Genomic DNA, 26,228 nt, shown 5'->3' on the forward strand with positions numbered 1-26,228 from the left:
GCAGTGCTGATTGGTGGAGCGATCGCCTCGAGATAGGCACGCGGTTTTGTTTTGTTGAGGATAAGGCCAAAGCGGCGTTCGCGCTAACCTGCGACAGCTTCGGCATTGCCTGCCGAGACGGCTAGCTCAAACAGACCCAAGCACCGAAACGCGCAGCGTGAATCGGCGAGCCTTGAGGAGCAATGGGTCTCACTGAGCTGGGGCTTTTTTGTCATCGAAGTCGGCGGCTTCGGCGTTCCGCTTTTCGGGGAGGCATCGCGCCGTATTTCTTCCGCTTGGTGCCGGGCCGAGTCCGCCATCGGGAAGTCGCTGCTGTGTATGCAGCTTCCGCCTTCTCGGCTTGCGCGCAGTGGCGACGGCCGCGATATGCTTCGATTCGCGAGGCTGGGAAGTGCGACACGAACCGTTGCAAACCGGTGGATCGGAAGCCCTGCACGGTTCGTTCCCGTTTTCGCAGCGGCACATGCGAATGCTCAACGCGATCGTCAGCCCCTTGTGCCAGCGATGCTCGACTTGCGGCATCTGGGTCTTTGCCGCGCCCGCAATTTGTCGGTGGTCATGCGCCTGGGCCCGCAGCCCCGCTTCTTCAGCAACCGGGTCGGCAGGCGCTTGGCAGCCTTGGCCTTGCGGGCAGTTGGACGATCTCGTCGAGCACATAGGATGCGCTCGAGGTACCCGAGCGCGAGGTTGGTTGGCATAACCTGCTGCGGATAAGCCGGAGCTCGCTCAAACCACCACCTACCAGGGCAGCGAATTAGACCTTTTCCGCTGTGGGAATCTCAAGTGAGTCAGCCAACAAGCTCGTTGGTATTGGAGGCTGACTGAGTGGCGGCCGCTTCGCCGCGAAGATAGGCGTGCAGCGCCTTCACGCAGGGATCCGCATTCTTTTTGTCTTGTTTGCGGGGCGGCACGAACGTGATATCGGCTTGTGCATAAAGCGGCGTGCGCTCGCGCATCAGTCGGCTGATTGTCTGATCCCGGTCGGGGCCTTGCAGCAGCGGGCGGTTGATACCTTTCCTAAGGCGATGTTGGATCACGTCGAAGTCGGTGTTGAGCCAGATCGAGACGGCTTTCTCCCCGACGAGACGCCGGGTCGGCTCATGCATGATCGAGCCGCCACCAGTCGCGATCACCGCGGGCCCTTCATTGAGCACACGCGCGATTACCCTCGCTTCGAGCTCCCTGAACCACTCCTCGCCATGGGTATCGAAAATCTGCGGTATCTCTTTACCGGCATCTTTTTGGATTTTTTGGTCGGTATCGATGAAGGGCAGCCGCAGTCGCTCGGCGATGGCCGGGCCAATGGTGGATTTTCCGGCGCTCGGCATGCCGACAAGCACGATCGGCCGCACGCCGAGGGCCGCGATAATCTCGCTTGCCTCCGTTGACCTGGCGATCTCGGGCATTCTTGATTGTTCGAAAGCTCGCAATCCAAATGCCGCAGCGGCGCCGCCCTTACGATCTCCTTCGGCTCCCCAGTGGTGTATGCCCAGGGCGCCGTCGGGGATCGCAATCTGTGTGCAGACCTCTCTCGTCCGCTGCACCAGTTTCTCGGCCTTAGGTTGCTCCAAAGCATCCTCGCTTGATTGCCGCCGCAGCCTGCCGAGAATTTTATAGGTGTCGTGATTGGCAAGCTTGGCTTGATAGCTGCCTGGCGTGTGGAACTCCACTTCGAAGCGATAAGCTTCCGCCGTGGTGAGGACTGTCTTGATGCCGACGAAAGTCGGACTGCGCATTCTGAACCAGTTGGTTGTCTGGCGTTCGGTGTAGTCCCGCTCCTCAAAGGCCAGCATGGCTTTCTTGAAGGCACGTGTAAAATCCTTGTCAGGAATTTCTAAGACGTGGCGTACGGCGTTGCTGAAGAGCTGTGGGGCGCTGCCGGGCGGGATGCTCATGCCGGTGAGCTGATCTGTCATGGAGGCATGCGATTTCAAGCGGCGCTCCAGATGGGGCATCTTCACTTCGATGCCGGCTTCCGCAAGGATTCCGGCAATCTCGCGTGCCGCTGCGGTGATTTTCCTCTCTTCCGCTATAGCTCGGTCAGCCTCATTTTGGGCGCGTTCTGAGGCCTCCTCGCGGGTCAGCGTGATCATGTCAGCATCGTCGGCGGCGGGCCGGAGGCCGGAGGGTTTGCGCAAAATGCCCTGCTCCGCAGCGAGTTTGATCGAGGTCTCCATGATTGAAGCCGCCAGAGTGGGGTTGTCCCTCAGATCCTCCAAGGTCGCATCGACATCAAACCTTCCGTGGGCGAGGGTCGCCGCCACGCCCTTGACGTAGGGCACGGACTTCAAGCCCGGCGTCTCGTAGAGGAGCCGCTGAAGGTGACTGCTCTTCTGGAAAAAGAGGTTGGCGCCAGTATCGGATTTATAGGCATCAGTGCCGACCTTGATGCCGAGGCTCAGCAAGTTGTTTGCGCTTTTTACGAGGTCGTCCGCATTGTAACCATCCGGGCGGGGATCGATGCGGGGAGGATAGTGGTCGAGTAAAAGCTGGATGCGGTCTCGTGGCTGAGGCGTTGCCGGATAGGTCTCCGCCAGATCCGGGAAAAGATTGCAGAGCCTTGCGCTGAGGCTCGGGTTTGCGGCGTTCGAGCTTTCGATTGTTTCGGGCAGGGGTTGCTCATTCGGCTTCACTGCCCATGCCGCTAGGTCGTCGACGAGCAACTCGGCCATTTCGCGAGCAACCAGATGTTTGGCGACCTCAATCTCGCTCCTCGCTCTCGCAAACGTGTTCTGGATATCCTGGCTACTCACCTCTTCCTGGCCCAACAGCTGACGGATCTCTCGCCTGAGCTCGTGGTGAACGCCCTCATAGGTGCCAAAGACAGCACGCTCGGCAAACCAGCGTTGTGCTTCATGGGATTGAGCCAGAAAGTTTCGCTGCAGGCAGCTATAGGTTTCCAGGACATCCTGCGTGGCGGCGAGGATCTGGCGGGCGCGACCGAACTGGTAATTGTCGCCCTCAAGCGCCGGGGTATGCGACTTTGGCGGCTTCAGCGACGGAAGTCCGAGAGCTTGCTCCTTGCGATCGAACTGGCGCACATGCTCATAAAGCTGCGGCCGGTCGCCGACGATGACGACGGTGTCCCCGTCGAAATCCCCGTCAAGTTTTTTCTGTTCACCGATCGGGACGGCAACCAACGAGCCCGGAGCGAACACCTCGGTAGCCTGCAGGATGCCGACGCACTCGAGCGGCGTGTCCACCTTGGCGCGGTCCTTGCTCGAGGTCCAGCTCGAATGGCATTTGACGTCCTCGGCAGACATCACCAGCCCACGGTCGGCGTAGCCGGCCGGCCACATCTTATCCGGCACAACCATCAGAATGCCTTTGGCAAAAAAAGTCGGATCGTCGCCCGCCAGTTCCTTCCCCGACTTCTGGGCGACATTGAAGCTGTATTGGATGGCTGTGCAGTTTTCGAGGAACACAGCGGTCGGGTCGCCCTTAACGGCCGACTTGACTCGCTCGGCGGCAAACGGGCGCAGATTGGGCTTGTCGTAGGGCGAGCGCCCGATCAGCACGCCGCTCGCCGCCATCAACGTCTCGCTCTTGAGCGTCGGCACATGGAGACAGTCATCGCTGGACGGTACGGCAACTGCGCCGGGACCGTCGATGTGTCCGGCCGTCACGGTGCGAAACAACTCTTCAGACGTCAACTCTCGCCCTTGTCTGCTCTCGAGCCAGGTTTTGGCCTTCTCCCGCGCCTCATCGGTCACCGGCTCGCTTCGGGGATAGTGTTGCAGCGCCGATGCGGGAACGGACATTCTTCTTCCCTCACCAAAGGCAGGCACCCGATCAGGACCTTCCTGTCGGCGGGCGCGATTTACAGCTGGCATACGGTTGGCCAGCGAGGCCTTGATGAAACCGCAACCATCATGCGGCCGCAAGGCGATCGGGCCTTCTGGCCCAGCCAGCTTGAAGGGATGCTCCTCGCCGGCAGGACGGTCCGGCAGCAGCGACAGTTTGAAGGCGCCCTCCAGCGCGTAGTCCCGAGGACCTAGGTCCTTGATTGCCGGCGGCGCGGCAAAACCCCTGCGCTGAGTGTAATAGTATGCCTCTTTGAAAGGGGCCCAGGCACGCGACAGCTGCTCGAACGCTGTGCCCGGCGCCGTTTCGGCATACGGAATCGCCAGCAGCTTTCCCCCGGAAGACTCTGCCCTCGCCCCACCTGGAAGGCGGGCGGCGATCTGCGACACGGGCTTTTTGGGCGGCTTTAACTTGCTTCCGCCGAACAGGTCCATGCGGTATGGCACACCCTCGACGGTGACCGTACGCGCCAGCATGAACGCGCTCGGCTTTCCTGGCAGCTGGACCGCGACGACGGGCAAAACCCCCGAGGTCAGGCGATGAAAAATCGAATAGCGTGTCTCGGGCTCCGTGGCCACTGGCCGGCCCTGCATGTCCACCACTGACAACTGCATAAGTCCCGCGTCACCCTGCGGAGGTCTGGGCTCGTGGGCCATGGTTCGCAACACTTGATGGACGTCGAACACGGACGCTGGATGTTGGGCCTGGACCGTCGCCGCATTCTGCGCCAAGAACGTGTCCAGCGCATCGACCGGACTCTCCGCCGCGATCTCCGCCATCAGGTTCCAGCTCATGTTGGAAAGATCGCCTTCGACGAGGCCGCCCGTTTTGTCCAAAATCTCCTTAGTCTTGCGCTGCAGCTCTTCCTGCCTCACCCGCAAATCGGACTTCTTGCCTTCGACATAGGGCCGGCGGAACAATGCCGCCAAAACCGCACGGGCCTTGAGCGTTTGATAGATCGACAAGGCGGGGCCACGGCTCGAGTACGGCCCTCGGGCTCGCTCGGCATCGCTTGCTTTGAGATGCCCCTCGATCTTGTGCTCGACGATCGGTTGAATGTCGTTCAGCAAGTTTAAAGCCCGCCTCCGGTGCCAGCGCAGGTGCGGGCTGCGCGCCAGCGGCAGCAGAGCGATGCAGAGAGTACCCATGATTTCGAGGTCGTTCTCAGCGGCAAAACCGGGGGCACGATGCAGTTCCGTCAGCCGGTCTAACCCCGTGCGTGCGAGCAAACCGAGATCGTCAAACAATTGAGCCTTAGCCAGCGCTTTGAAAATCATGCCGATGTTCAGAACCTGGGCCTGCTCCAGGCGATCACTGGCATAGTGCAGGTAGTGGGCCAGATCGTGCAGCCGATTCTTCAGCAGAGCGGTCTCTATGATCTCTCCAGTGCCCTCTCCCCTCGTGACACCTCGCCCCAGAGCATTGGCTATCATGCTGAGCTGAGTTGTGGTGAACGCTCCGAATCGGAGGTCTCCCGAGCCGAGTTTGCCCGCTATGTCGATTATCGCCCCATGGCACACCGCCTCTTCCGGCCACTTGCTAAAGCCGTTCACCAGGATCGCCAGTTCCCGCGGAGTAAACTCAAAGAGCCGGTTGTCACGGCGAGAGACCTCGTTGGCAATCGCGACTGTGGCTTGGCGAGTGTCCTGCTCTTGCAGCCACTTGCTGAAACCGTTCACCAGGTTCGCTAGACCCTGCGGAGTGAAATCAGACAGCCGGTCGGCGCGAAGGACCTCATCGGCGATTACAACGGTGGCGTGACGTGAGTTCTCCTCTTGTGGGCACTTGCTAAAGCCGTTCACCAGATTCGCTAGGTGCTGAGAGGTAAAATCGGAGAGCCGGTCGGCGCGGCGAAGCACCTCACCGGCGATCACAGCGATGGCGTGACGTGAGTTCTCCTCTTGTGGCCACTTGCTGAAACCGTTCACCAGGTTCGCCAGCCCCTGCGGATCAAACCCGGAAAGCCGGTCGGCGCGGCGACGGACCTCATCGGCGATCGCCAGCATGGCGTCGCCACAGCCCGTCTCGTCAGGCCACTTGCTGAAACCGTTCACCAGGTTCGCCAGACCCTGCGGATCAAACCCAGAAAGCCGGTCGGCGCGGCGACAGACCTCACCGGCGATCGCCAGCGTGGCGTCGCCACAGCCCGTCTCGTCAGGCCACTTGCTGAAACCGTTCACCAGGTTCGCCAGACCCTGCGGATCAAACCCAGACAGCCGGTCGGCGCGGCGACGGACCTCGTCGGCTATTTCAACTATAGCGCTGCGGCAGTCTGTCCTTTCCGGCCACCTGCTGAAGCCGTTCACCAAGCTCGAGAAGTGCTGGGGAGTAAAACTGGAGAGCCGGTCCGCTCGGCCAGCGCGGCGACGAACCTCGTCGGCGATTGCAAGTATAGCGTCGTTGCACTTCGCCCCCTCGGGCCACCTGCTGAAGCCGTTCACGAGGTTCGACAAGTGCTGGGGAGTAAAATTGGAGAGCCGGTCGCCGCGGTGATGGACCTCGTCGGCGATTTGAACTATAGCGTCTCGGCAGTCCTGCGGCCACTTGCTGAAGCCGTTTACCAAGTTCGCCAACGCCTGTGGATCAAAATCAGAGAGCCCGACATCGCGGCGGCCCGCGCGGTAACGCACCTCGACGGCGATTTGAACTATAGCGTCTCGGCAGTCCTGCGGCCACTTGCTGAAGCCGTTCACCAGGTTCGCCAACGCCTGTGGATCAAAATCAGCGAGGCAGACATCGCGGCGACCCGCGCGGCGACGGACCTCGACGGCGATTGCCCTCATCGCACCGCGACACTCCGCCTCTTCCGGCCACTTGCTCAAACCGTTCACCACGGTAGCCAGGTTCTGCGGACCAAAGTCAGAGAGCCAGACATCGCGGCGGCCCGCGCGGTGACGGACCTCGCTGGCGATTGCCCTTATAGCACCGCGACACTCCGCCTCTTCCGGCCACTTGCTCAAACCGTTCACCACGATAGCCAGGCTCTGCGGACCAAAATCAGAGAGCCCGGGAGCGCGGCGGCGAATCTCAGCGGCAACTGCTATTGTGGCCTCACGAGAGTTCTCCTGTTCCGGCCACTTGCTGAAGCCGTTGACCAGCAGGGCGAGACTTTGAGCGTTGAGCTCCGAAAGCGCTCCGCGTTGCTCACGAAAAAACCTGGCGATTCGGATCATTCCATTGCGACATTCCGCCACCCGGGGATATCGACTGAACGACAATACGAATAGGGAAAGCGTTTTGCTTTCGACGTCGTTTAGCGCATTGCCGAGGCTCGACACCTGAGCTGCCATGGCCCTGCAAGCTTCCACGCCTGCCTGACCTCCAGCCTCCCGGCTCATCGTGTTGCATGAGGTGGCGTACCCCCATGTATTCCGGGCGCGGATATCTTGTTCCCATCTTGGGACAAATTCGCGTTTGAACTCGGAAGCGGCCTTTTGCAGGAATGTTGCGTGGTCCGCTCGACCCTGCAGCTTCCTGTTATACTCCACCACAGCGCATGAGAATTTAGTGATGTCGCCAGCGAAAGAAATGTCATGTAAAGCGTTATTAAGTAGGTTTTCCGAGTATCCACGCTTGAAGCTCTGTTCGGCTACATGGACGAAACGCCGCCTTCCCGGTCCTGCACCCGGGTCGGACTCCGTTTGCCTATGGGGTGGCACCGTGTCTGGTTGCGAGCTTCTGGATCCTTGATTGCCGAGCCAGGGTTTGTCATCAGAACCTAAAGAGGTTTCTTCTCGACCTGGCGCTCCACCCTCCGGCACTGGGGGAAAACCGCACCGTCGCGCAGTGGCTTCACGTGGCGCAGCGCCCAAGATCCGATGTGCGCCAACGGAGGGTCCGGAAGATCTGTCGCCAAGGGCATCATCGGCACCGCGCGCAATGCGAGCGAAGGACGTCCTTCTATCTTGAGGCCCAGAGTGCATCCGCTCCAGGACGGAATCGAACGATTGGCTGCCTTCCCCATGGGCAAGACTTGATTCCGAGTTCGCTGCCTTCGCCAGTCCCTGCGCCTCGGACAACATCATCTTGAGCCGGACTGTTTTCTCGTGCACTTCGTGCACATGCGCAAGCGTGAGCAGGCCGCGTCGACGAGGCTCTTCCAGCGCGTCCAGACAGGCCTGCATCTCGGCGGCCTGCGTCTGCAGGCGCTCGACCACGATGCCCACTACGTGATCGGCGTCCTCGGGCTTCATCTGGCGCGCTTGCGAGACGGTCCTTTGCTGACCAGCCAGATCGAACTGCAAAAGTTCGTCCAACCGCTTGACCAGTGGCGCCAACGCCTCCGTCGACGCCGGGGCCTGCCAGACCGCCGAGTGTGCCGCCGCCGACGACGCACTTGCATGCGCCTCCTTGGCGCTCACAAGCTTCTTCGTACCTAGATCCGAGCGCACGAGAACCTTGTCCGCTGGCGCCGTGTCGCTGTCGCCCGCGGCGACTTGCGGCTCGGGCCGCCCGGCGTCAGCAGCCGGCTTGCGGTTGCCTTTCCCCTCCCTGCGCGCTGCGGTGCCTTTGGCCACCGCTGCCTTGCCGGCAGTGTCGACCGGTATCGCAGCGCCAGCGGCTGGCGTCTTCGGCTGCAGTGCCAGAGTGCCTTTCGCCACTGCAGCCTTGCCGGCAGTGTCGGCCGGTATCGTAGCGCCAGCGTCGGCCGGCGGTGCAATGATGGCTGACGTTTTCAGCTGCAGTGCCAGGAAGTGCATGATCTCGCGCGCAGTGATCCGGGCGTCGTCCACGATCTGGCCCAACAGTTCCAATGGGAGGCTGGCACCTGTTCGGTTATCGCTTAGCTTGGCAAGGATGTCGTCGTGCAACGCCAACGCAAATTCCGAAAGCCGTTCCATGACTCGTTCCAGAACGGTGCAGTGCTCTGCGTCGAGTGCCGCTCCGTCCTTGTGCAGAACGGCTTCCTCCGTCGAGAGGAATGCCGGAAAAACATCCTCGACAAAGGTCCCGAGCAGATGCACCCCCCCGTTCTCACCCATGAGGGCGTCCCTCACGGCTGGTTCAAACGTGCTCGCCTGAGACTCAATGATAAGTTGCGCGAGCGCAATCCGCGATTGCAGACACATGTACCCCGCATGAAGTACCAAGCCGGTATTCAGGCGTAGTGCGGCCTCTTCGGGCTTCCGCATCTCGGGCGTCGTGCTTGGCAAGTTGGCGGTGGCCTCGCAGACGGACACCATCCGTTCCGAGCGCAACAGCTTCTTTCCCCACCACTCGATGACAGGCACATGGTCCTTCACCATACTGGAAGCCACTCGGCTCAGCTGGTCGGGGGTAGCGTTGGATTCCAAAATCCGCTGGAACAGGGCTGCCGAATTCTTTCTGCGCTCTTGCAAGGCGGGGATAGTCGGTGAGGCCAGTGCGTTGCATTGGTGGGCCGCATCGAGCACGGCATAGCGGTATCGACGGGCCTCAGCGTCGGACAGAATGCTCCGCGCCACGGCCGGGCGCAGGCTCGCGTAGTAGTCCAGAACTGCTGAGCCTGCTTTGACGAACCGATCGGTCAGCTCTTGCGCCTCCTCCGAGTTCTGGGCTTGCATGGCCGCATTACGGCAAGCGTCAAGTTCCTCAACCAGGCGATCCATGTGTCGCTTTGTTGCGTTGATTTCTTCCTCTGATGAGGAAATGGGGACTGCCACACCCGAAGTTGGCGGCTGGCTGGTGACCGGCGCCGTGTCTCCACCCTCCGACACTGAAGGAAAGCCGCGCCGCCGCGCAGTGACTGCACGTGGCGCAGCGGCTGCACGTGGCGCAGCGGCTGCACGTGGCGCAGCGCCTAGGATTCGATCTGGGCCAACGGAGGGACCGGAAGACCTGTCGCCAAGGGCATCGTCGGCACCGCGCGCCATGCTAGCGGAGGGCGTCCCTCTATCTTGAGGCCCAGAGCGCATCCGCTCCACGACGGAATCGAACGATTGACTGCCTTCCCCAGGGGCTAGACTTGAGTGCGAGCGTGAACTGCTCGATCCGGCTCCAGCATCCCCAATGCGCGATCTGCCAGATCGGCCAATGCCCGTCATATTCCATCTCTGATAAAGGCGAGAATCACTGCTTATGATGTTGCGGGCTGATGTCGCTCAGCCATGGTGTATCAAGGCTTTGGCCCATAACTGCAATCGCCCAGATGGCGCATGGCATGAGGTCTGAGGAACCTGCGGCATGTTTTCGTCAACCGTCATGGTCAGCCCGGACCCAAGACGGCGTGGCCTACATCCTGGCCAAAGTACACGCCAGCAGCCCAAGATCGGCCGAGACTGGCACGCGATCGCATCACGCCGCACTCGCTATCCTCAGTTTTTCAGAGACAGAGTGGAGGTTTGATTGCGCGCTGCCATTCACCGGGACCGTTCTTCGTCCACCTGCGCGAAGATGAATTGCCGGTAGAACCACTCCGGCTAAATGCATCCGGGCAAACATGTTCGCGAATCTTTGGCTTCCTACATCCGTTTGCCCGGTGGCTCCCGACTGATTCGCTTCGTCAGCTTCGCCACTGTAGTGGACATCGAACGAGGCACCAATTCGACCATACATGATGATTCGCACTCCTGCGTTTGCATTGGGTTCAGGCTGATGAGGCGCGGCAGGCCTAGATAGACCGCCTGGCTGACGATTGGCTGACGAAGGCGTTCTCCCGGATCGATAAAGAAAATCCGAGACCTGGCTCAAGCGTTAATGAATCGGGCTGCGGCCTACACCGGCCGGCGAAGGCCGCAGGTCAGGCCGCCTGGGCCTGCGATCGGGCGCTGTCACCTTATCTGAGGAGCGTCTTGAGCTGGCTGGGACGAAGAGATTACGGAAGGTTGAGAATATCGAGACGAAGCGCTGCAGGCTTCCCCGGCGAACGGAAGCCCTGCATCGTCCGCTCCCGCTTTCGCAGCGGCACATGGGAATTCCCGGCCCTGTTGTTGAAGCCCCTGTGCGCGGTGCTCGGCATCCGGCATGACCTGCCGTTTCGCCGCTCAATAGGACCGCAGTGTGATTTTTCATGGAATAGGGACCCTGCTTGAGGGGTCGTTTTCATCCAAACGGGACCCCCTTAACGCAGGGGCGTGACACTGCTTCCTGTTTCATCGGAGGCATTTGTTTTGGATGTTGGTTGTGAAGCCGATTGCAAAGATACGCCGGCTTTCGCTGGTTCATGGAGACGATCTTCATCGGCAAGGAGAGGCAATACAACCGCCGCTTCCAGCAGATGCGCGGCCACTATCTTGTCGAGCCGGTGGCCTGCACGCCGGCGTCGGGCTGGGAGAAGGGCCAGGTCGAGAACCAGGTCGGGCTGTGCGCGAGCGCTTCTTCACGCCGAGGCTCCGCTTCAAAAACCTGGAGGAACTCAACGCCTGGCTGCTCGACCGATGCATCGCTGTGCGGGAAGGCCTCGCGAAGCCTGAACTTGTCCAGCGCGCGCCGCGACGACAGCCGGAGGATCGATTGATGACACTCGTCGCCGGCATTGCCATTGCCGATCCGGACCTCAGTCTGCGGGCGATCGCGGCACAGCTCGAGACAATGCGGGAGCGGACGCCGCGCGGCGGCTGGCAATGGGCGGCCTCGTCGGTCGAGCATCTGCTCGATCACGCGAGGCGGTCTCGGTTTAACGGTGCACGAACCCGCTGACGGCTGAAACGGGCATCCGCCGCCGTTCTCCCGCCCTCCCGTTTCGTCCTGGTGTGACAAATAAGGAGAAATTCTACTCTCCCTCTGGCGTAACGTCGGAGCCTGCCCACAAGCGCGGAAGACCGGCGTTGTGATTCCTGATGTTCAGAGCCTTCCATTGCAGCGCGGGGAAGTTCTCTATCGCGTGCTTGACGGCGGCATCGCCTTGGAGACTGCTGACGTCGATCCGTCCCTCTTCGTAGAGAGCATCAAGGAACGACATCTCGCCGCGATCATGTTCGAACAAGGGGGCCAGTCGTTCTTGCCATTCGGCCAGCACGAGCTCGCACCAGGCTTCCGGGCGGCCGTCCTTGTCGAACATGTCGCTCTTCACGACGGTCAGCAATTTTCCGCGGAGTTCGTTGGTGTGGTAGCTATATCCGTCCAGCGAGGCCGTCCGCCAGTTCAGGTCCCGTGTGGCCGCCCCGATCGCGAGCGTAGCGAGCTTGACCTGTTTCCAATCCAGCCCGCGGACGTGCGGCAGGCGCCATGCGTCGTAGAGATCGCGCGATGCGCAGCGCGCGGCCATCGCGACGCTTTTTCCGGCGGCGATCTCGCGCAGATCCACGACGTGGATTTTCGTCGCGGTGTAGCCGCCCAGAGAAACGGAATTCATTAGCGACGTCCCGAAGAACGGCGTGCGGTACATGTAGTTGACGTCGACCTCGATCGTGCCGGGCCGCCGATGGGCCGAAACGTACCTGAAGCGCCACTTTTCGCCGGCGTGTTCGTCGCACGGGGTTCGGAAGAGTTCGTAGCCGTAGTTCCCCATAAGGAGCGGCAGACGCTTCATGATGAGCGCCTTGTCGGCGAGCATTGTTTTTTCCGATCTTCGGCACCGACGTAGTTCAAGTCGATATCCACCGACAGACGATCGAGACCGAGATAGAACAGGTTGAGCGCCGTACCTCCTTTCAAAGCGAAGAGATGGCCGATCTCCCTGTCCTTGGTGAGCCGGTCGAGCACGTCTATGAGGCGGACCACGCGTTCGATTGTCGCGGCTTCGAACGACAGTTCATTGGAAAGCTTCTCCAGGCGTTCTACCGAGATCATGGCGCCATCTCCGGAGAGCCACCTTCGAACGAAGGATGGAGGAATTCGCTAGGCAGCACCACGTTCCATTCCGGATGCGCCTCGCCGGCCTGGGACGTCGTGCCTAGCACCGCGCGCGGCGACGACGGTACCGACCGTTTCAAATCCTTCAGCATCTCATCGTCGACGAAGAGGTCTTCGCGACGGCTCTCCAGCCAGCAACCGAGGATACCAGCGAGCGACTGGTTCTCGCGAGCTGTCGTCAACTCGACGAGCTTGGTCACGTCGAGGGCGCGCACGGTCTGTAGCGCGTTAGAGAGTTCTTCGGTGCCCGCCGCCAGGTCGGGCCGCTCGACGCAGTCGACGAGGGTGCCGATGACGCCGATCAGCCCGCGGCCGGTCCGCATCGGCAAAAACAGCCGCTTGGCACCCGGCAGCGTATCCGAGCCGCGTCCGGCCGGGCGATCGTTGGACCAGGTCCAGTTCGCCGCTGCAAGGTCGGCCCTGTCGAGTTCATCCTCGGGCGGATAGCCGGATTTTACCGTGAGCACGCCGTCTTCCGGCAGCAGCAGCACGACGCGTATCGGCGACGTTGGCCGGTTCGGTGATCGTGAAGGTGTAGACCGACGGCAGGAAGAAGAAATTGTAGCACAGCGAGGCCGCGACGCTGGCGCAAGGCCGACGGCCACGACCAGCAGCGCCATCAAATACGGTTTTGGATCGAACGGTTTGGATCGTTCCGCGTTGCGTACCGTTTTCTTTGGAACAGGCTCGGCGGCGAGTTCCTCGCCGGCAATGACATTGACGCTGATATTGCCGGCGTGCCGCACCAGATCATGCACCACCGAACCGCGCATCAGCTCGAACCACCATGGGCGCGTCGACTTGCTGATGATGATCTGCGTCACGTTATTGGCATGGGCGAACTGAACGACATCATCGGCGATGCGGCGGCCGACACCGGGAATGGTGATGGACTCGCCGCCGAGCGATTCGGCCAACCGCATCGTGTCGGCCAATCGGTCGCGCGGCCCGTCGGTCAGTTGCAGGCTGCGCCGCGTCTCGATGGTGACCGCGGTCCAGGGCGCATGCAGCCGGTCTGCCAGCCGCTTGGTGTAGCGCACCAGGCCCGCGGCGCGCGGATCCTCGCTGAGGCACATCAAAATGCGCTCGCCCGCGGCCCAGGGACCGGCAATGGCATTGGCCTGCATGTGGGTGAGCAACTGCTCGTCGACCCGCTCGGCGGTGCGGCGCAACGCCAGCTCGCGCAGCGCGGTCAGATTGCCCGGCGAGAAATAATGCTCCAGCGCGCGCTCGGCTTGTTTGGGGACATAGACCTTGCCCTCCTTCAGCCGCTGGATCAGATCGTCGGGCGTGAGATCGATCAGCTCGATCGCGTCGGCGCGGTCGAACATCTTGTCCGGTACGGTTTCGCGCACCCGTACATGCGTGATCTGCGCGACCACGTCATTGAGGCTTTCGATGTGCTGGATGTTGACCGCCGTGTAGACGTCGATGCCACGGGACAGCAACTCCTCGACGTCGAGATAGCGTTTGGGATGACGGCTGCCCGGCGCGTTGGTATGAGCGAGTTCGTCGACAGGGCGATCTGCGGACGGCGCGCGATCAGTGCGTCGAGGTCCATTTCCTCCAGCGTCTGGTCCTTGTAGCTCAGCCGCTTGCGCGGCAGCACTTCCAGCGCTTCAGCAGCGCTTCGGTCTCGGCCCGCCCGTGGGTTTCGACCACGCCGATGACGACATCGATGCCCGCCTTCAGCCTTGCATGCGCGCTTTGCAGCATCTCCACTCCCTCAGGGGAGAGTAGGCCAAAATACAACCATAGTCGCAGTACAGAATAGGGAGCGGCGACACAGAGCGCCGACTGACTGCTAACGCCCGACTGCGGCGGGGGTTTCTCCTCCTTTACCCCGCCGCGCCCGAAATCAGATCTGCTGCAAAACGTCGGGCGTCCTCTTCTTTCCTCGCGCAATCAAGGAACAAGACTTGACAGTTCAAATCGGCGTCAATGGCCACTCCATGTTCGCCTCCGGGGCGTACCGCCAGATCAATGACGAGGACGTCTTCAAGACGCTCGCCGCACATAAACTCAAGCGATACCGCCTGACCATTCCTCTGGCGGCTGACACTGATCCATGGGTAGCGACGCGCTTCACCTCGATCGTAGGCCTTGCCGCCAACTATGGCGTCACTCTTGAACCTGTTCTGGCGCTTCCGCTAACGTGGGGCGACAAGACCGATGCTGGCAAGTATCCTGCCGGCGACGCTGCTGCGATCTACTCCCAGGGCTACAATCGGACCCTGGCATTCGTTCGCCAGTTCGCATCTTCAGTCGGCGACTGGGAACTTGGTAACGAGATCAATCTGACCGTCCGTGATGGCAACGGCTCTCCGTTGTTCGGCAAGGGATGGACCTCTGCCGAGTTCGCTGCATATCCGTCGATGGCCGACTTCGCCAATCTCTTGCGGGGAATGTCGGACGCGATCGAGCAGGTACGCCGCGACATCGGCAGAAATCTTCGGCGCATCGTCGGCACCACATCGACGATGTTCGGCTACATCGACTTCATGAAGGCGAATGGCGTCAAGGTCGATGTGCTCGGCTATCACTATTACGAGCATGCCGCCGTGGACCCGACGAACTACTGGGGCGGAGTTCGTCCCAACTTCAACCTGTTCACAAAGCTGTCGAGCTACGGCGTTCCAGTCGCCATCAATGAGATGAACGGCGCCGAGATCTACGACGCAACCTTCGTCAACACCTCGACGTCTGCCTCGATGTCGGCCTGTAACTCAAACCTGGATGCGATGCTGGCGAAGTTCTCTCAGTATTCGTTCATCGAGTGGATCGATCTCTACGAGCTGATCGACGAGCTGGACAAGACTGGTCCCGAAGGTCGGTTCGGGCTGATGTTCAATCTGTCGACCCCGAAGCCGCTCATGTCGACGGTTGACAAGTATACGGGTGGCCCCCAGTAGGCCCCACCCGCACCAGCACCGACACCAGCTCCCGTATCGCCTCCGGCGCCGACCATATCCGTGTCCTACCGATGCTCCTGCGTACGGGGCATCGGTCATTTCGTTTTCCTGTCGATCACCCTGATCGCTTCAGCAACCTCAATGACCGCAACCGCGCATCCGGCATCGGCCTGTTCAATGCCGGTCGCCAGCTCGGCTGGTCTCATGGGAGCAGCCCTGCTCCACAGATCGATCGACGATACTTGGAAGCTCGCGGTTCAGAGCGGCACGCTCATTGATCAACGCTCTTTGGCCTGTGAGAGACCAATCCGTCCTTCATCGCGCTCCGCGAATGTCTCCCCAGACTTCGCTTGTTCAGCAAAGGCCACAATGCTTGCTTCCGTTTCGGCGATCTGGGTCTTCATCTGTTCGGGACGCGCGGACCATCCGCCGCCATGCGCCTGATGCGGTCGATTTCTTCGACTGTCTGAGCCTGCACCTCATCGGATAGAACGTGAGGGGGCGGCAATGCGCAGAGCTTCTCGAACTCATCGCTTTCGCTCTGGAGCACGATCGACGAGTAGTCGGAAAATAATGAGGGCATCGACCATCTCGTCGGTCTCGTCTAGGATCAACACTCACGCACGCGGCGAGCCTTTGGATCATATTTTGTGGCGGCCGCTGAAGAGGATTCTGATTCGACATCCAGGCTATGATCCAATGAAGATGACAGAGGCTCAGCTCGCTGTTCCGGAGTCGTTCGAGAAGGCCGTTTGATAAAGCTCCTCAATCTTCGTGACTTCGTCTGGCGTTAATTGGGAGAATTCGTTGTCACGGGCGCGCTTTGAGAGTCGCCCTTCATTCTGTTGCAAGAATCCAAAGAGATTGTTGAGGGTGCGCTCCGGCATGTCGATCATGTTTTCGACGCCCGCCCGGAATGTATCGAAGCTCCGCAAGAACCGGATTTCCTTCGGAAGATCCTGTTCGATGGTCCTCTGCACGCATTCGTACAGAAACTCCGCGTGCGGCGTTGCATCGAAAAAGCGGCAAACGTCAGCCGTATCGTTCAGGACCTTGACGTTGCCCTGTGGAGTAGGCTGCCATTGGACGCATGGAAGCAATCTATTCGAATAGCTTTCTAATACGTCCTTGTATTCGGCGATTTTGTCTTAGGATGGCGGCTGAAACCGGAAAGTGGATGCCGGCGGATTGAATCCGTCGTGCCAGGTGCGGCCATTGCCGTCCTCGAATGGATGGATGTAGACGAACCCGAAGGCCAGCACGGCGGCAGCCACGACGGGGTCAAGCTTAATTGACGAGGCCTGGACGAGGAGGCGATATCTTCGTGATGCGCGCTGATATGGTCCGGAATGGATCTCTGCGTCTCGTGGTCATGCTCACCGACGAACCCGCCTTCCTTCCGAAAGCCGAGCTTCACGAAATGCTCATCACCGATGACAATGCGGTGCAGGCGCAAGAACACCGTCTCATCGAGCGGCGTCCATCCTGCTTCGCCGATGACCCTATCCCACCGCTGGATAAGATCCTGCGGCGGCTTCTCGCCTTCCATGACGCAGCTCGATTTTGAATCCTTGAGGAGAAGGGTCAATTGCGCGGGCCCGCCGCAACGCCCTGGCCATGGCGCCTGGCTCGGAACGCCGGCGCGCCCGTCAGGATCCGGCCCGATGGGCCTCGATGTTGTTCAGGAGGACTCGGTAAGCGTAGGCATAACCGGGTTCCTTGCCGATCGGCGGCCACATTCTCAGCCAGACAAGCACCTTAACGTCGGCCTTCCACCGGAAGGCGCTCTAGCCAGGTCCAGCTCCGGCTTCTCGGCCTAAATGTGCAATAATTTATTGTAATTACGCAACTGAATTTTATTGAGAACGCCAGCATACGCAGAGGAATGCCCGCGCAATCCTAAAAGTCCTCCTGGAAGGCGGACATGCGGCCGCGGCGGGACGCATCGCCGGGGCGTACCGACTGCTGGGTAACACGCGGGCCGCCGACGATATCGTCACCGCGATGACGGCGGGCGGGCACGATGTCAGGGAAGATGCCGATCCATTCAAGGCGCCGGTACCGATGCAGCTTCCAAGCCGGGCCACGCCACCAATCATGACGCGAATCCGTCTCATGTGGGCGGAGATTCGCGAAAATGTGTTAGCAAATTTGAAGCTTGAGCCGCGGCGTATCAACGATCATGACGAATATCTGGCCGCGATCGACGAACGGTACACCTCGGACGCGTACCACTCGCTTTCTATCGAAGGCTACTCGGTCACGGAGGAACTGATCGAGAAGGTCAAGACCGGGAAATGGGATCCCAACGGCAGCGATGGAGATCGCAAACAAACGGATGCAATGGCCGCGAAGGGCTACTGGGATGCGTTCCAACTGGTCCGTGGCGCGGTGGCCCGCGTGCTCAACGGTGAGGACGCCGCCGAGATCGCCGATCGGGAGCACCTCGACTGGTACCGGGCCCTCTTTCAGCCCTCAGTTCAAGCCGGCATCATCAAGCCCGAAAACCTCGCCGGTTATCGAACTCACTTCGTTTTCATCAGGAACTCGGGACACACACCGGTCGCTTGGGAATCGGTACCTGAGGCCATGGAGGCTTTTCTTGATTGCCTGAAGGAGGAGAAGGATCCGCGCGTGAGAGCTGTGCTCGGACACTTCATATTCACCTTCATACACCCTCTTCCAGACGGCAACGGCCGAACGGGCCGCTTCCTCATGAATGTCATGATGGCATCGGGAGGGCTGCCTTGGACAATCATTCCCGTCGGCAGACGCGACGAATACATGCGGGCACTCGAGAGCGCGAGCGTACAAGGTGATGTCGGTCCCTTCGCCGCATTCCTGGCAGACTGTTGTCGTCGTGAGCCGCCTCCGCCCCGGCAGAGCCTTCCGGGAGAAGTCCAAGCACTGGCGGACCTCGGTTGAGGATCGCGCCGGACTAGGGCCCGGCAAAAAGCCCAGTGTCACCAAATCGCGCGCGCAAGTTGCGAGCCATCGCACGGCGAGATGCCAACGTGACCGGCGCCCGTGGGCTAACTCGGAGCGCGCGCGATCATGATCGGATGACCAGCATGATGATGATCAGCGATCAAGCTGACCAGCACCGATCCCGATCGGCGTGATCCCGATCATCATCCTCGGCGGCATCAGCATGCCGATGTCCAGCAGCAGCAGCAGCAGCAGCAGCAGCAGCAGCAGCAGCAGCAGCACGCCATTCCTCTGTCAGCCTCAGAACGGACGTTGGGAGGCCGTTCTCGGCTGCAAGGTCGAGGTGCTGACCAAGGGCCTTCTTTCTCCCGACCCGCGCGGCAGCGCGCGGATGCCGAACAACAGTTCGGCGATGGTGACGCTGGAGAAAAACAGCGTCTCGGCCGCCTGGGCGTCGAGCCAGTCACGAACCGATGGATGCGGTTCGGGCTTCATCGCCTCGGAGACCACATTCGTATCGAGCAGGATCATTCGAAGCGCATCGGCTCAGCGGGACGCGCGTCGCGGCCATGTTCAAGTGCCTCGACATCGGCATTGGTGAGGCCGATCTTCCGGCTCATCTCCGAAAGGGCGGTGCCGAGCCGCAGCCGGCCCTCGGGACGCACGGCGGCCTCCAGAATGGCGCGCATTTCCGCATCCGCGCTGCGATTGTGCTACGCCGCGCGGACTTTCCCCTTGTGGCAGCACCATTCTCAAGCGCGATCGTGCTGCACGACCGGGTCCACGAAGGTGATATGCAACGTGATCGGCCCTCTGGAACCGTCGAGCAACACGCGAAGCCTGCTGCGCGTAGCACCGAACCCGAGAACGACTCCTTGCTTGCCGCTCAGACGCGGTCCAGCCGCTTCGCAAACGACTACACGCTCACCTACGGTCCAGTCGTGGAGCGTACTTTCACTGGCGCATGCCACTTTGAGTGTCCCAGGACTTTACCCGTCCCAATTCCAACCACGCCGAAAGAGACGATCTGCACATCGGGTCCCTCCGGTCCGACACGCCTCGAAATGCTGCAAGACTCGCATAACCGCGGCCCGACGCCTAGTCGAATTATGTGTATGGCGAGCTCTGCCCGGCGGTTCAGGGCCGGACTGGATCCACCAGTTGGAGTACGAACCTCCCGAATGCTGGTCTACTTTGAATTGGAGTATCCTTTTTTGCAGTGGCGTTTATCCATTGGTCTAGGAGGGCCTAACGGAGCTCTCAGGGCAATGAGCGTCCTGTCCATCGTCGCGACGATATCCGCGACCGTGCTGTGGTCGGCATCGCGGTGGTGCTGTTCACGACGCATAACCATTCGGAGGTTGAGGACGATGACTGCCACAAAACTCTCGCGACCATTCCGTGAAAGAAATGCTCTCGAGCACCTGGGACCGGGAGCTGGCGAAAGATCTTGCCCAGGAAATCGAGATCTGCACGGGCGACCGCGCGAAACGTTCGCCGAGATGCGCCGCTTCCTTGCCGTCAAGGGCTACCGGGAATTTCTGCCGGCCGCAGAAGGCTCGCGTAAAAAATCGTCGAAGACGCCCTGAACTTGGTCGCTCACGCGATACGCTCCTACGCGCTCGAGAGGCCGGCTCTATCCGCCGCGCCTTTCCGGAGCGCGGCCGTGATTGTTCCGAGTGGCGCGACGCTCGTGAAAACCTGCATACGCTGATAATCGGCGTCCTAGCCGAATTACGGGCTGTTCGGCGAAGCCGCCGAGAACGCCCTCACTACGTTGAGGAGTCTCGTTCGCGCCTACGTGCTGAACGAACTCATGCACACGGTCGTGGGATCGATTCCTACGACGAAGCGTTCGACAAGGCCCTCCAGGTCTTTCGTGCTCGGGCTGCCGGCTTTCGCTTCCTCGAGAGGCGGCCGGGCGAGCGGGCCGTTGCGGCAGGAGCTTGCGTACGTCGCCGATCAAGAGGAAGGATGGGCCTCCGGGTAGGGGATCGAGGTAAGGTCTGGCAACGGCGCTGGCCGAGATTTTGGGTTGGATGCGCTCTACGGCCGGACGCGAGGGGGAGAAATACTGCAATTGCGGCGGACCAGCTACGTCCGCGAGCAAAGGACATTGCGCTGGCGCAATGGCGGCCCCGGCCGGCTTCAATAAGAAAGCATCACACCAGAATTGGGAGCGTATTGGGCATGAAGACAACAGAGAAGACTTATCCCATCCTTGAAGGCCTCCTGGATGTTTTCGGTAACCGGCTGAGGCATCGCCGTGAAATCCGTGAGTTGCATCAACTCTACTGCGGCACGAAATCGCGCCGATCTGCGCGTCACGCCTGCAGACCTCGATGCGTGGTCAAGGACGCTTGCGGCTGACGAATTGCCCCGGTTACTGAAGGTTCTCGGCATCGACCACGAGGATGTCTTCGCGATCGAAGTCGGCAGTGCTGCGCGACGAGCGGGTCTGCACCCAATGCGACCGCAAGGTTGAGTGCAACAACGATGTCGAGATCAGGGTGGATACCAGAGATTACGAAGACTACTGCCTCAACGCTCCAACGATGCAAGCGCTCGGCAGCAGCCTGGAGGGCCACCGGTCCTGAACGAGCGGCATCTCGCCCGTAGATCTACCGTGCGTAAGTCCCGCTAAGAGATGACACCGAATTTGACCGTGTGGCGGTCCCTCGGATCCTCCGGCCATAAGCAAGGAGATCGCCGATGCTTCCGCCCGCACTCTACACCACCCAGCCTTCCACGACGCGCTCCGCGCCCTCGCCGTCTGCTGCGTTCGGCGGCTGGTCGGCCAGACGGCGCTCGTGGCCAGCGAATTCGCGAGCGGCAAGGACGAGGAGATCTCGGCGAGGGCCCACCGCATCGCGGCCGAAGCGATCCTCGAGACCACGGTGCGCCTGGTAAACCGGGCGAGCCCGGACAAGGCGGCCAATACAGACTGTCAGGTCGCGCGCAAGCTCTGGACCCTGACGGCCGGCGAACTGAAGCACGCGGAGGACCACATGCTGCTGCTCGGCCGCAAGAACGCCATGGAGGATCGCGACCTTCCTGCCCGAGACGGACATCCCGCACCGCGGCCGCCGGCCTGATGGCCGTCCGAGTGCCGCCGTGACATCGGCGACTATCTCGGCCTCATCCTGGAGACGGTCTCGCGAGCCCTGTCAGAGCTTCACGCCTAAGGCCTTCTCGGCTTCTCCGGAGCGCGCCAGATCGTGCTGCGCCATCGCCAGCATTGCCGGACATGGAGGTCGGACTCCCGCCACGCCGCCGGTCCGTTCAGTTGCGCCGCCTTCGATTGGGAACAACGCCCCCATGCAGTGACACAACCTGCCGTCATAACAAACTTGGTCAACCCTCCATCAACGACGACAGGGATGCTCTCCCATTCACTGGAAGTCCGCCGCACCTCGTGTGGAAGGCTACCGCTTTACCGCTTAGCCGGCGCCTCTTGCGGCGGCTCGTCGTCGGCAATCGCCCGCCACGCTGCGCCGTCGAGATCGTCGTACTGGCCGCTCCGGAGCGACCAGAGGAAGCCGGCGAGGCCGGCAAGACCGAGCATCAGCGCCAGCGGGACCAGAATGACCAGGATCTCCATCACACGATCTCCCGCGAGGCGCTGCGTGCCCGCAGCGAATTCAGCATGACCAGGATCGACGAGCCGCTCATCGCGGCTGCTGCGATCAGGGGCGTCACGACGCCGCTGATCGCGATCGGCACCGCCAGGACATTATAAGCGATCGCGAGCCGGAGGTTTTGCCGCATCAGGTGCAGCGCCTTGCGCGCGGAATCGATGGCCGCGACGACCGGCGCCAGCGGCCGGCCGAGGAAGATGAGATCGGCGGTCGCCTGGCTGAGATGCGCGGCCGAGATCGGCGACATCGAGACATGGGCCGCCGCAAGCGAGGGCGCGTCGTTCATGCCATCGCCGACCATCAGCACTTTTGCGCCGCGCCGCTTCAGCTCCTCGATCCGCGCGATCTTGTCGGCGGGCGTGACGCCGGCGCGCCACTCGGGAACGCCGAGAGCATGGGCCGCCGCCCTCACCGCCGGCTCGCGATCGCCGGAGAGAATTTCGACGCCGATGTTGCGCGCCTTCAGCGCCGCGATCACGGCTTGCGCATCCGGGCGGAGGCCCTGACGCACCGAAAGGATGAATTTTTCGCTGCCCTTGCTGAAGGCCGCGCTGGACGCTTCGGGATCTAGATCGGCACCGTCGCCGACCAAGGCATCGGCGCCGCAGAACGACGGACGGCCGAGACGAATCTCGACGTCGTCGACCGTTGCCCGCACGCCCTGCCCGGTCTCCTCGATTGCACCCACGATCGGCGATTTGGCGACGGCGGCCTGCGCGACCGCGGCGGCGACCGGATGATGGCTCGACAGTGCAAGTCGACCGGCGAGGTCGAACATGTCCGCGGGGATGTCGGCCGCATTCGTCACCTCTAGATGCGGCAGGGTGAGCGTGCCGGTCTTGTCGAAGATGACATAATCGGATTCGGCCAGCCGCTCGATGGCGTCGCCGGAATTGAGCAGCACGCCGGATTTGAACATGGCGCCGGAAGCGACAGTCTGCACCGTGGGAATCGCAAGGCCGAGCGCGCAGGGACAGGTGATGATCAAGACGGCAACGCCTGTCACGATCGCATCATGCCAGCCCGCGCCGGCGATGATCCAGCCGAGGATGGTGAAGAGCGCGGTCGCATGCACCACCGGCGCGTAGAGCCGCGAGGCGCTGTCGGCGAGCCGCATGTAGCGCGAGCGCCCCTGCAGCGCATTGTCGAGCAGCCGCGTGATCTCGGCGAGCAGCGTCGCCTCTGACGCCGCCGAGACCCGCACCCGCAACGTGCCTGAGATGTTCATGGAGCCCGCATAGACCGGCGTGCCCTGCTCCGCCGTGACATAGAGCGTCTCGCCGGTGATCAGGCTCTGGTCGATCTCGGAGCGTCCCTCGATCACGGTGCCGTCGATCGCGCAGCGCTCGCCTGGCCGGAGCAGCACGATGTCGCCGGGATGGATCGCCGCGACCGGCACCTGCGAAATCTCGTCAGGCCCGACGAACTTGGCCGCGGTCTCGGCCTTGAGTGCGGCGAGATTGCCCGCGACCGCGCGCGTCCGCCGCCGCATGTTCTGGTCGAGGAAGCGGCCGACCAAAAGAAACGTGAGCAGCATGATCGCCGCGTCGAAATAGGCGTGCTCGGCGTGGTGGATGGTCTCCACCACGGACATGCCGAGCGCAAGGCACACGCCGATCGAGATCGGCACGTCCATGTTGGTGGTCTTGTTCGATAGCGCGCGCCAGGCCGAGCGGAAGAACGGCTGCCCCGCATAGGCTGCCGCCGGCAGCGCGATCAGCGCCGACAGCCAGTGGAAAAAGTCGCGCTGCTCGGGCAACATGTCGGAGACGTTGCCGGACCACACCGGGATCGACAGCATCATCACATTCATGGTGGCGAACGCGGCGACGCCGAGGCAGCGCAGCAGGAAGCGCGATTCGGCAACTTCCGTCGCCTCCGCGCTCTCGGTCTCGTAAGGATAGGCCTTGTAGCCGAGCTCTGCCAGCCGATCGATGAAACGGCTTGGGTCGAGCGTGCCCTGCTTCCATTCCAGCGCGACGCGCCGGTCGGTGAGGTTCACCCGCGCCAGCGTGACGTCGGGAATCGCCGACAGTCCGCGCTCGATCTTGGCCATGCATCCGGCGCAATGAACGCCTTCGACGGCGAGATCGATGTGCTGGACGCCTTCGCCCGCGGTCCGGACGTAGTGCGAGAAGTCCCGCGTGACCTGCATGGCGAAATCCTTCAGTTCAGGATGACGCGGTTGCGTGACAGGAAGACGCGCGCGCCACGCAATTCGCCCTCGATCACCATGTCCCATTGCCCGGGCGCGACGGAGGCGGCATTGCCGCGATAGATGCCGATGCCCGCCTCCGAGAGCTCGACCGCGAGATCAGCGCGCTTGTCGGTCGGCCGCTCCAGGCGGCCGCCGAACTTCAACCCGCTCACCGGCTGCCCGGCAGCGTCGCGCGCTTCGACCTGGAGCACGGCATTGCCATCGGCGCGCCGCTCGATATGAGCGTTAACCTGCCATTTGCGCGCGGCTTGGTCCTGCGCCGCCGAGATCTCGCAGTCATAAGTGAGGCCTGCGGCATAGAGGCTGTCGACGTCGGTGCCGGGCAGAGTCGCGATCGCAAGCTTCATCATGGTCACGTTGACGCCGATCACGACGCCGAAGAAGGCGACCAGCATCAGGAACACCTTGGTCCCGGTCAGCGGCTTGGATGCCATGGGTGTCTCCTGGACTTACGGTGAGACGAAATTGTCGGTGGCGAACGCGGCCTCGCCGAGCCCGATATCGGTGACGTGGAAGCGGACGGGAATAGACTTCTCTGGATTGCTGTCCGCCGGCGCGGTGACGAGCAGCCGCAACTCGCTGGTGGAGTCGCGGGGGATCACGATCATCGGCCGGTCCGGCGTCACGGAATCAACGCCGATGACGTGAATGGTCGCGTTGGCCGGACCGTTCGCGTCGATCGCGATGACGCGGTCATAGCCGCTCTTGTTCAGCAGCCGCACCGTATAGGCGTTGCGGATCGAGCCGTCGCTGAGCCTGACCGCGACCGGATTGCGGTCGTGCAGCACGTTGACGTCGAGCAGGCTGCGGGTCGCGAGGGTGTAGATCATGATGCCACCGACGGCCGCGATGATCGCGCTGTAGGCGACGGTGCGGGGCCGGACGATGCGATAGACCGGCGCCTTGCCTTCCTGGCGGCGATGGATGTTGATGTCGTTGTCGTAGCCGATCAGCCGCTTCGGACGGCCGATTTTGGTCATCACGTTGCCGCAGGCGTCGATGCAGAGGCCGCACTGGATGCATTCGAGCTGCGGCCCGTTGCGGATATCGATGCCGGTCGGACAGACCGCGACGCATTGATAGCAGTCGACGCAGTCGCCCGCGTGCTCACCGAGCACGCGCAGCTCGGCGGCCTTCTTGACCGAGGTACGCTTCTCGCCGCGATCGTAGCGGTAGGTGACGTTGAGCGCCCATTCGTCGGTAAGCGCCGCCTGGATCCGCGGCCACGGGCACATATAGACGCAGACCTGCTCGCGCATGAATCCGGCGAGCACATAGGTCGTCGCGGTGAGAATGCCGATCCAGGCGTAGGCGATCATCGGCGCCTGGAAGGTGACGAGCTGCTTCACCAGCATCGGCGCGTCGTTGAAATAGAGCACCCAGGCGCCGCCCGTCCACCAGGCGATCAGGAGCCAGATCGAATGCTTGAGCACGATCTCCGAGATGCGCTCGAGCCTCATCGGATCGGACGATTTGTCCTTCTTCATCCGCTCGCGCCGGTCGCCTTCGATCAGGCGCTCGACGGCGTAGAACAGGTCGGTCCAGACCGTCTGGGGACAGAGATAGCCGCACCAGATGCGGCCGCCGACCGAGTTCATCAGGAACAGCGCCACCGCGGCGACGATCAATAGGCCCGTGAAGTAGTAGACCTCCTGCGGCCACAGCTCGATGAAAAAGAAGTAGAAGCGGCTGTTGGGCAGATCGATCAGCACCGCCTGGCTCGGAGCGCCGAGACCGCGGTTCCAGCGCACGAAGGGCAGCAAGTAGTAGATACCGAGGCAGAACGCCATCAGGCCCCATTTGATCCGGCGGAAGGTGCCGGAGACGCTCTGGGGATAGACCTTCTTCCGGGCTGCGTAGAGCGGCCCGTAATCGTCGTCCGATGTGAGGTCGTTCGGGTTCACGGTCTTGTTCATCGCCAAAAGCTTCTCGCAAAGGTGCGATTAAACCTAGACC

13 protein-coding genes and 9 pseudogenes are annotated in these 26,228 nt (G+C 61.8%); 6 read left to right on the top strand and 16 right to left on the bottom strand.

All coding sequences use genetic code 11. The features are described 5' to 3' along the window. Positions 1-388: 388 nt before the first annotated feature. The 3 genes and pseudogenes from IVA80_RS32490 to IVA80_RS32500 all read right to left on the bottom strand — a co-directional run. A pseudogene (locus IVA80_RS32490) lies at positions 389-677 on the bottom strand (DDE-type integrase/transposase/recombinase); the annotation flags it as partial. A gap of 111 nt (positions 678-788) precedes the next feature. Beyond that, complete coding sequence (locus IVA80_RS32495; RefSeq protein WP_346348052.1) at positions 789-9,827, bottom strand: shikimate kinase; 9,039 nt, start codon at positions 9,825-9,827, stop codon at positions 789-791. A gap of 757 nt (positions 9,828-10,584) precedes the next feature. Further along, a pseudogene (locus tag IVA80_RS32500) lies at positions 10,585-10,781 on the bottom strand (DDE-type integrase/transposase/recombinase); the annotation flags it as partial. A 164-nt stretch (positions 10,782-10,945) separates the two neighbouring features. Here IVA80_RS32500 and IVA80_RS32505 point away from each other — a divergent pair. Beyond that, positions 10,946-11,157, top strand: a pseudogene (locus IVA80_RS32505) (IS21 family transposase); the annotation flags it as partial. Positions 11,158-11,169: 12 nt separating this feature from the next. Beyond that, positions 11,170-11,421: pseudogene (locus tag IVA80_RS32510) on the top strand (hypothetical protein); the annotation flags it as partial. A 73-nt stretch (positions 11,422-11,494) separates the two neighbouring features. Here IVA80_RS32510 and IVA80_RS32515 read toward each other — a convergent pair. From IVA80_RS32515 to IVA80_RS38265, 3 genes and pseudogenes are all read right to left on the bottom strand, one after another. Further along, positions 11,495-12,277, bottom strand: coding sequence for a nucleotidyl transferase AbiEii/AbiGii toxin family protein (locus IVA80_RS32515; RefSeq protein ID WP_253075743.1), 783 nt, complete (start codon positions 12,275-12,277; stop codon positions 11,495-11,497). A 23-nt stretch (positions 12,278-12,300) separates the two neighbouring features. After that, positions 12,301-12,444, bottom strand: a pseudogene (locus IVA80_RS38790) (nucleotidyl transferase AbiEii/AbiGii toxin family protein); the annotation flags it as partial. A gap of 419 nt (positions 12,445-12,863) precedes the next feature. Then, positions 12,864-14,295 (bottom strand): annotated as a pseudogene (locus IVA80_RS38265) (universal stress protein); the annotation flags it as partial. Positions 14,296-14,495: 200 nt separating this feature from the next. Between IVA80_RS38265 and IVA80_RS32530 the strand changes: the two are divergent. Next, positions 14,496-15,488, top strand: a complete 993-nt coding sequence (locus IVA80_RS32530) for a hypothetical protein (protein ID WP_247439029.1) — start codon at positions 14,496-14,498, stop codon at positions 15,486-15,488. A 278-nt stretch (positions 15,489-15,766) separates the two neighbouring features. On the opposite strand, the gene IVA80_RS38455 is transcribed toward IVA80_RS32530, so the two are convergent. The 3 genes from IVA80_RS38455 to IVA80_RS32540 form a co-directional block, all read right to left on the bottom strand. Further along, complete coding sequence (locus IVA80_RS38455) at positions 15,767-15,892, bottom strand: hypothetical protein (RefSeq protein ID WP_256467552.1); 126 nt, start codon at positions 15,890-15,892, stop codon at positions 15,767-15,769. Next, positions 15,889-16,071: a hypothetical protein gene (locus IVA80_RS32535; protein ID WP_247439031.1), complete on the bottom strand. Its 183-nt coding sequence runs from the start codon at positions 16,069-16,071 to the stop codon at positions 15,889-15,891. The genes IVA80_RS38455 and IVA80_RS32535 overlap by 4 nt, the downstream gene beginning before the upstream one ends. Positions 16,072-16,204: 133 nt before the next feature. Continuing rightward, positions 16,205-16,468, bottom strand: a complete 264-nt coding sequence (locus tag IVA80_RS32540; protein WP_247439033.1) for a hypothetical protein — start codon at positions 16,466-16,468, stop codon at positions 16,205-16,207. A gap of 386 nt (positions 16,469-16,854) precedes the next feature. Here IVA80_RS32540 and IVA80_RS32550 point away from each other — a divergent pair, with 386 nt between their 5' ends. Both IVA80_RS32550 and IVA80_RS32555 read left to right on the top strand, forming a co-directional pair. Then, complete coding sequence (locus IVA80_RS32550) at positions 16,855-17,055, top strand: hypothetical protein (protein ID WP_247439035.1); 201 nt, start codon at positions 16,855-16,857, stop codon at positions 17,053-17,055. Positions 17,056-17,492: 437 nt separating this feature from the next. Next, positions 17,493-18,413 (top strand): Fic family protein, encoded by a 921-nt coding sequence (locus tag IVA80_RS32555; RefSeq protein ID WP_247439037.1) that lies wholly within the window; start codon positions 17,493-17,495, stop codon positions 18,411-18,413. A gap of 156 nt (positions 18,414-18,569) precedes the next feature. Here the strand turns inward: IVA80_RS32555 and IVA80_RS38460 are convergent, their stop codons facing one another. The 3 genes and pseudogenes from IVA80_RS38460 to IVA80_RS32565 all read right to left on the bottom strand — a co-directional run. Next, a complete protein-coding gene (locus IVA80_RS38460) occupies positions 18,570-18,698 on the bottom strand; it encodes a hypothetical protein (RefSeq protein WP_256467556.1) in 129 nt (42 codons plus the stop codon). Between the two features lie 70 nt (positions 18,699-18,768). After that, positions 18,769-18,947: pseudogene (locus IVA80_RS32560) on the bottom strand (PIN domain-containing protein); the annotation flags it as partial. Next, positions 18,944-19,147: pseudogene (locus tag IVA80_RS32565) on the bottom strand (plasmid stabilization protein); the annotation flags it as partial. The pseudogenes IVA80_RS32560 and IVA80_RS32565, both read right to left, overlap by 4 nt. A gap of 2,130 nt (positions 19,148-21,277) precedes the next feature. Here IVA80_RS32565 and fixK point away from each other — a divergent pair. Further along, a pseudogene (fixK, locus tag IVA80_RS32570) lies at positions 21,278-21,598 on the top strand (nitrogen fixation protein FixK); the annotation flags it as partial. 251 nt (positions 21,599-21,849) lie between these two features. On the opposite strand, the gene ccoS reads toward fixK, so the two are convergent. From ccoS to ccoG, 4 genes are read right to left on the bottom strand one after another with little or no spacing between them, the layout of a single operon-like run. Then, on the bottom strand, positions 21,850-22,017 hold the full coding sequence (ccoS, locus tag IVA80_RS32575; RefSeq protein ID WP_129271966.1) for a cbb3-type cytochrome oxidase assembly protein CcoS: 168 nt from the start codon (positions 22,015-22,017) through the stop codon (positions 21,850-21,852). Then, on the bottom strand, positions 22,017-24,209 hold the full coding sequence (locus IVA80_RS32580) for a cation-translocating P-type ATPase (RefSeq protein ID WP_247439038.1): 2,193 nt from the start codon (positions 24,207-24,209) through the stop codon (positions 22,017-22,019). The genes ccoS and IVA80_RS32580 overlap by 1 nt, the downstream gene beginning before the upstream one ends. Before the next feature lie 11 nt (positions 24,210-24,220). Further along, positions 24,221-24,706, bottom strand: a complete 486-nt coding sequence (locus tag IVA80_RS32585) for a FixH family protein (protein WP_247439040.1) — start codon at positions 24,704-24,706, stop codon at positions 24,221-24,223. Between the two features lie 15 nt (positions 24,707-24,721). Further along, positions 24,722-26,188, bottom strand: coding sequence for a cytochrome c oxidase accessory protein CcoG (gene ccoG, locus IVA80_RS32590; RefSeq protein WP_247439042.1), 1,467 nt, complete (start codon positions 26,186-26,188; stop codon positions 24,722-24,724). Positions 26,189-26,228: the final 40 nt, after the last annotated feature.

Origin of the sequence: Bradyrhizobium sp. 139, assembly GCF_023074175.1 — a bacterium.
Taxonomy (GTDB): Bacteria; Pseudomonadota; Alphaproteobacteria; order Rhizobiales; family Xanthobacteraceae; genus Bradyrhizobium.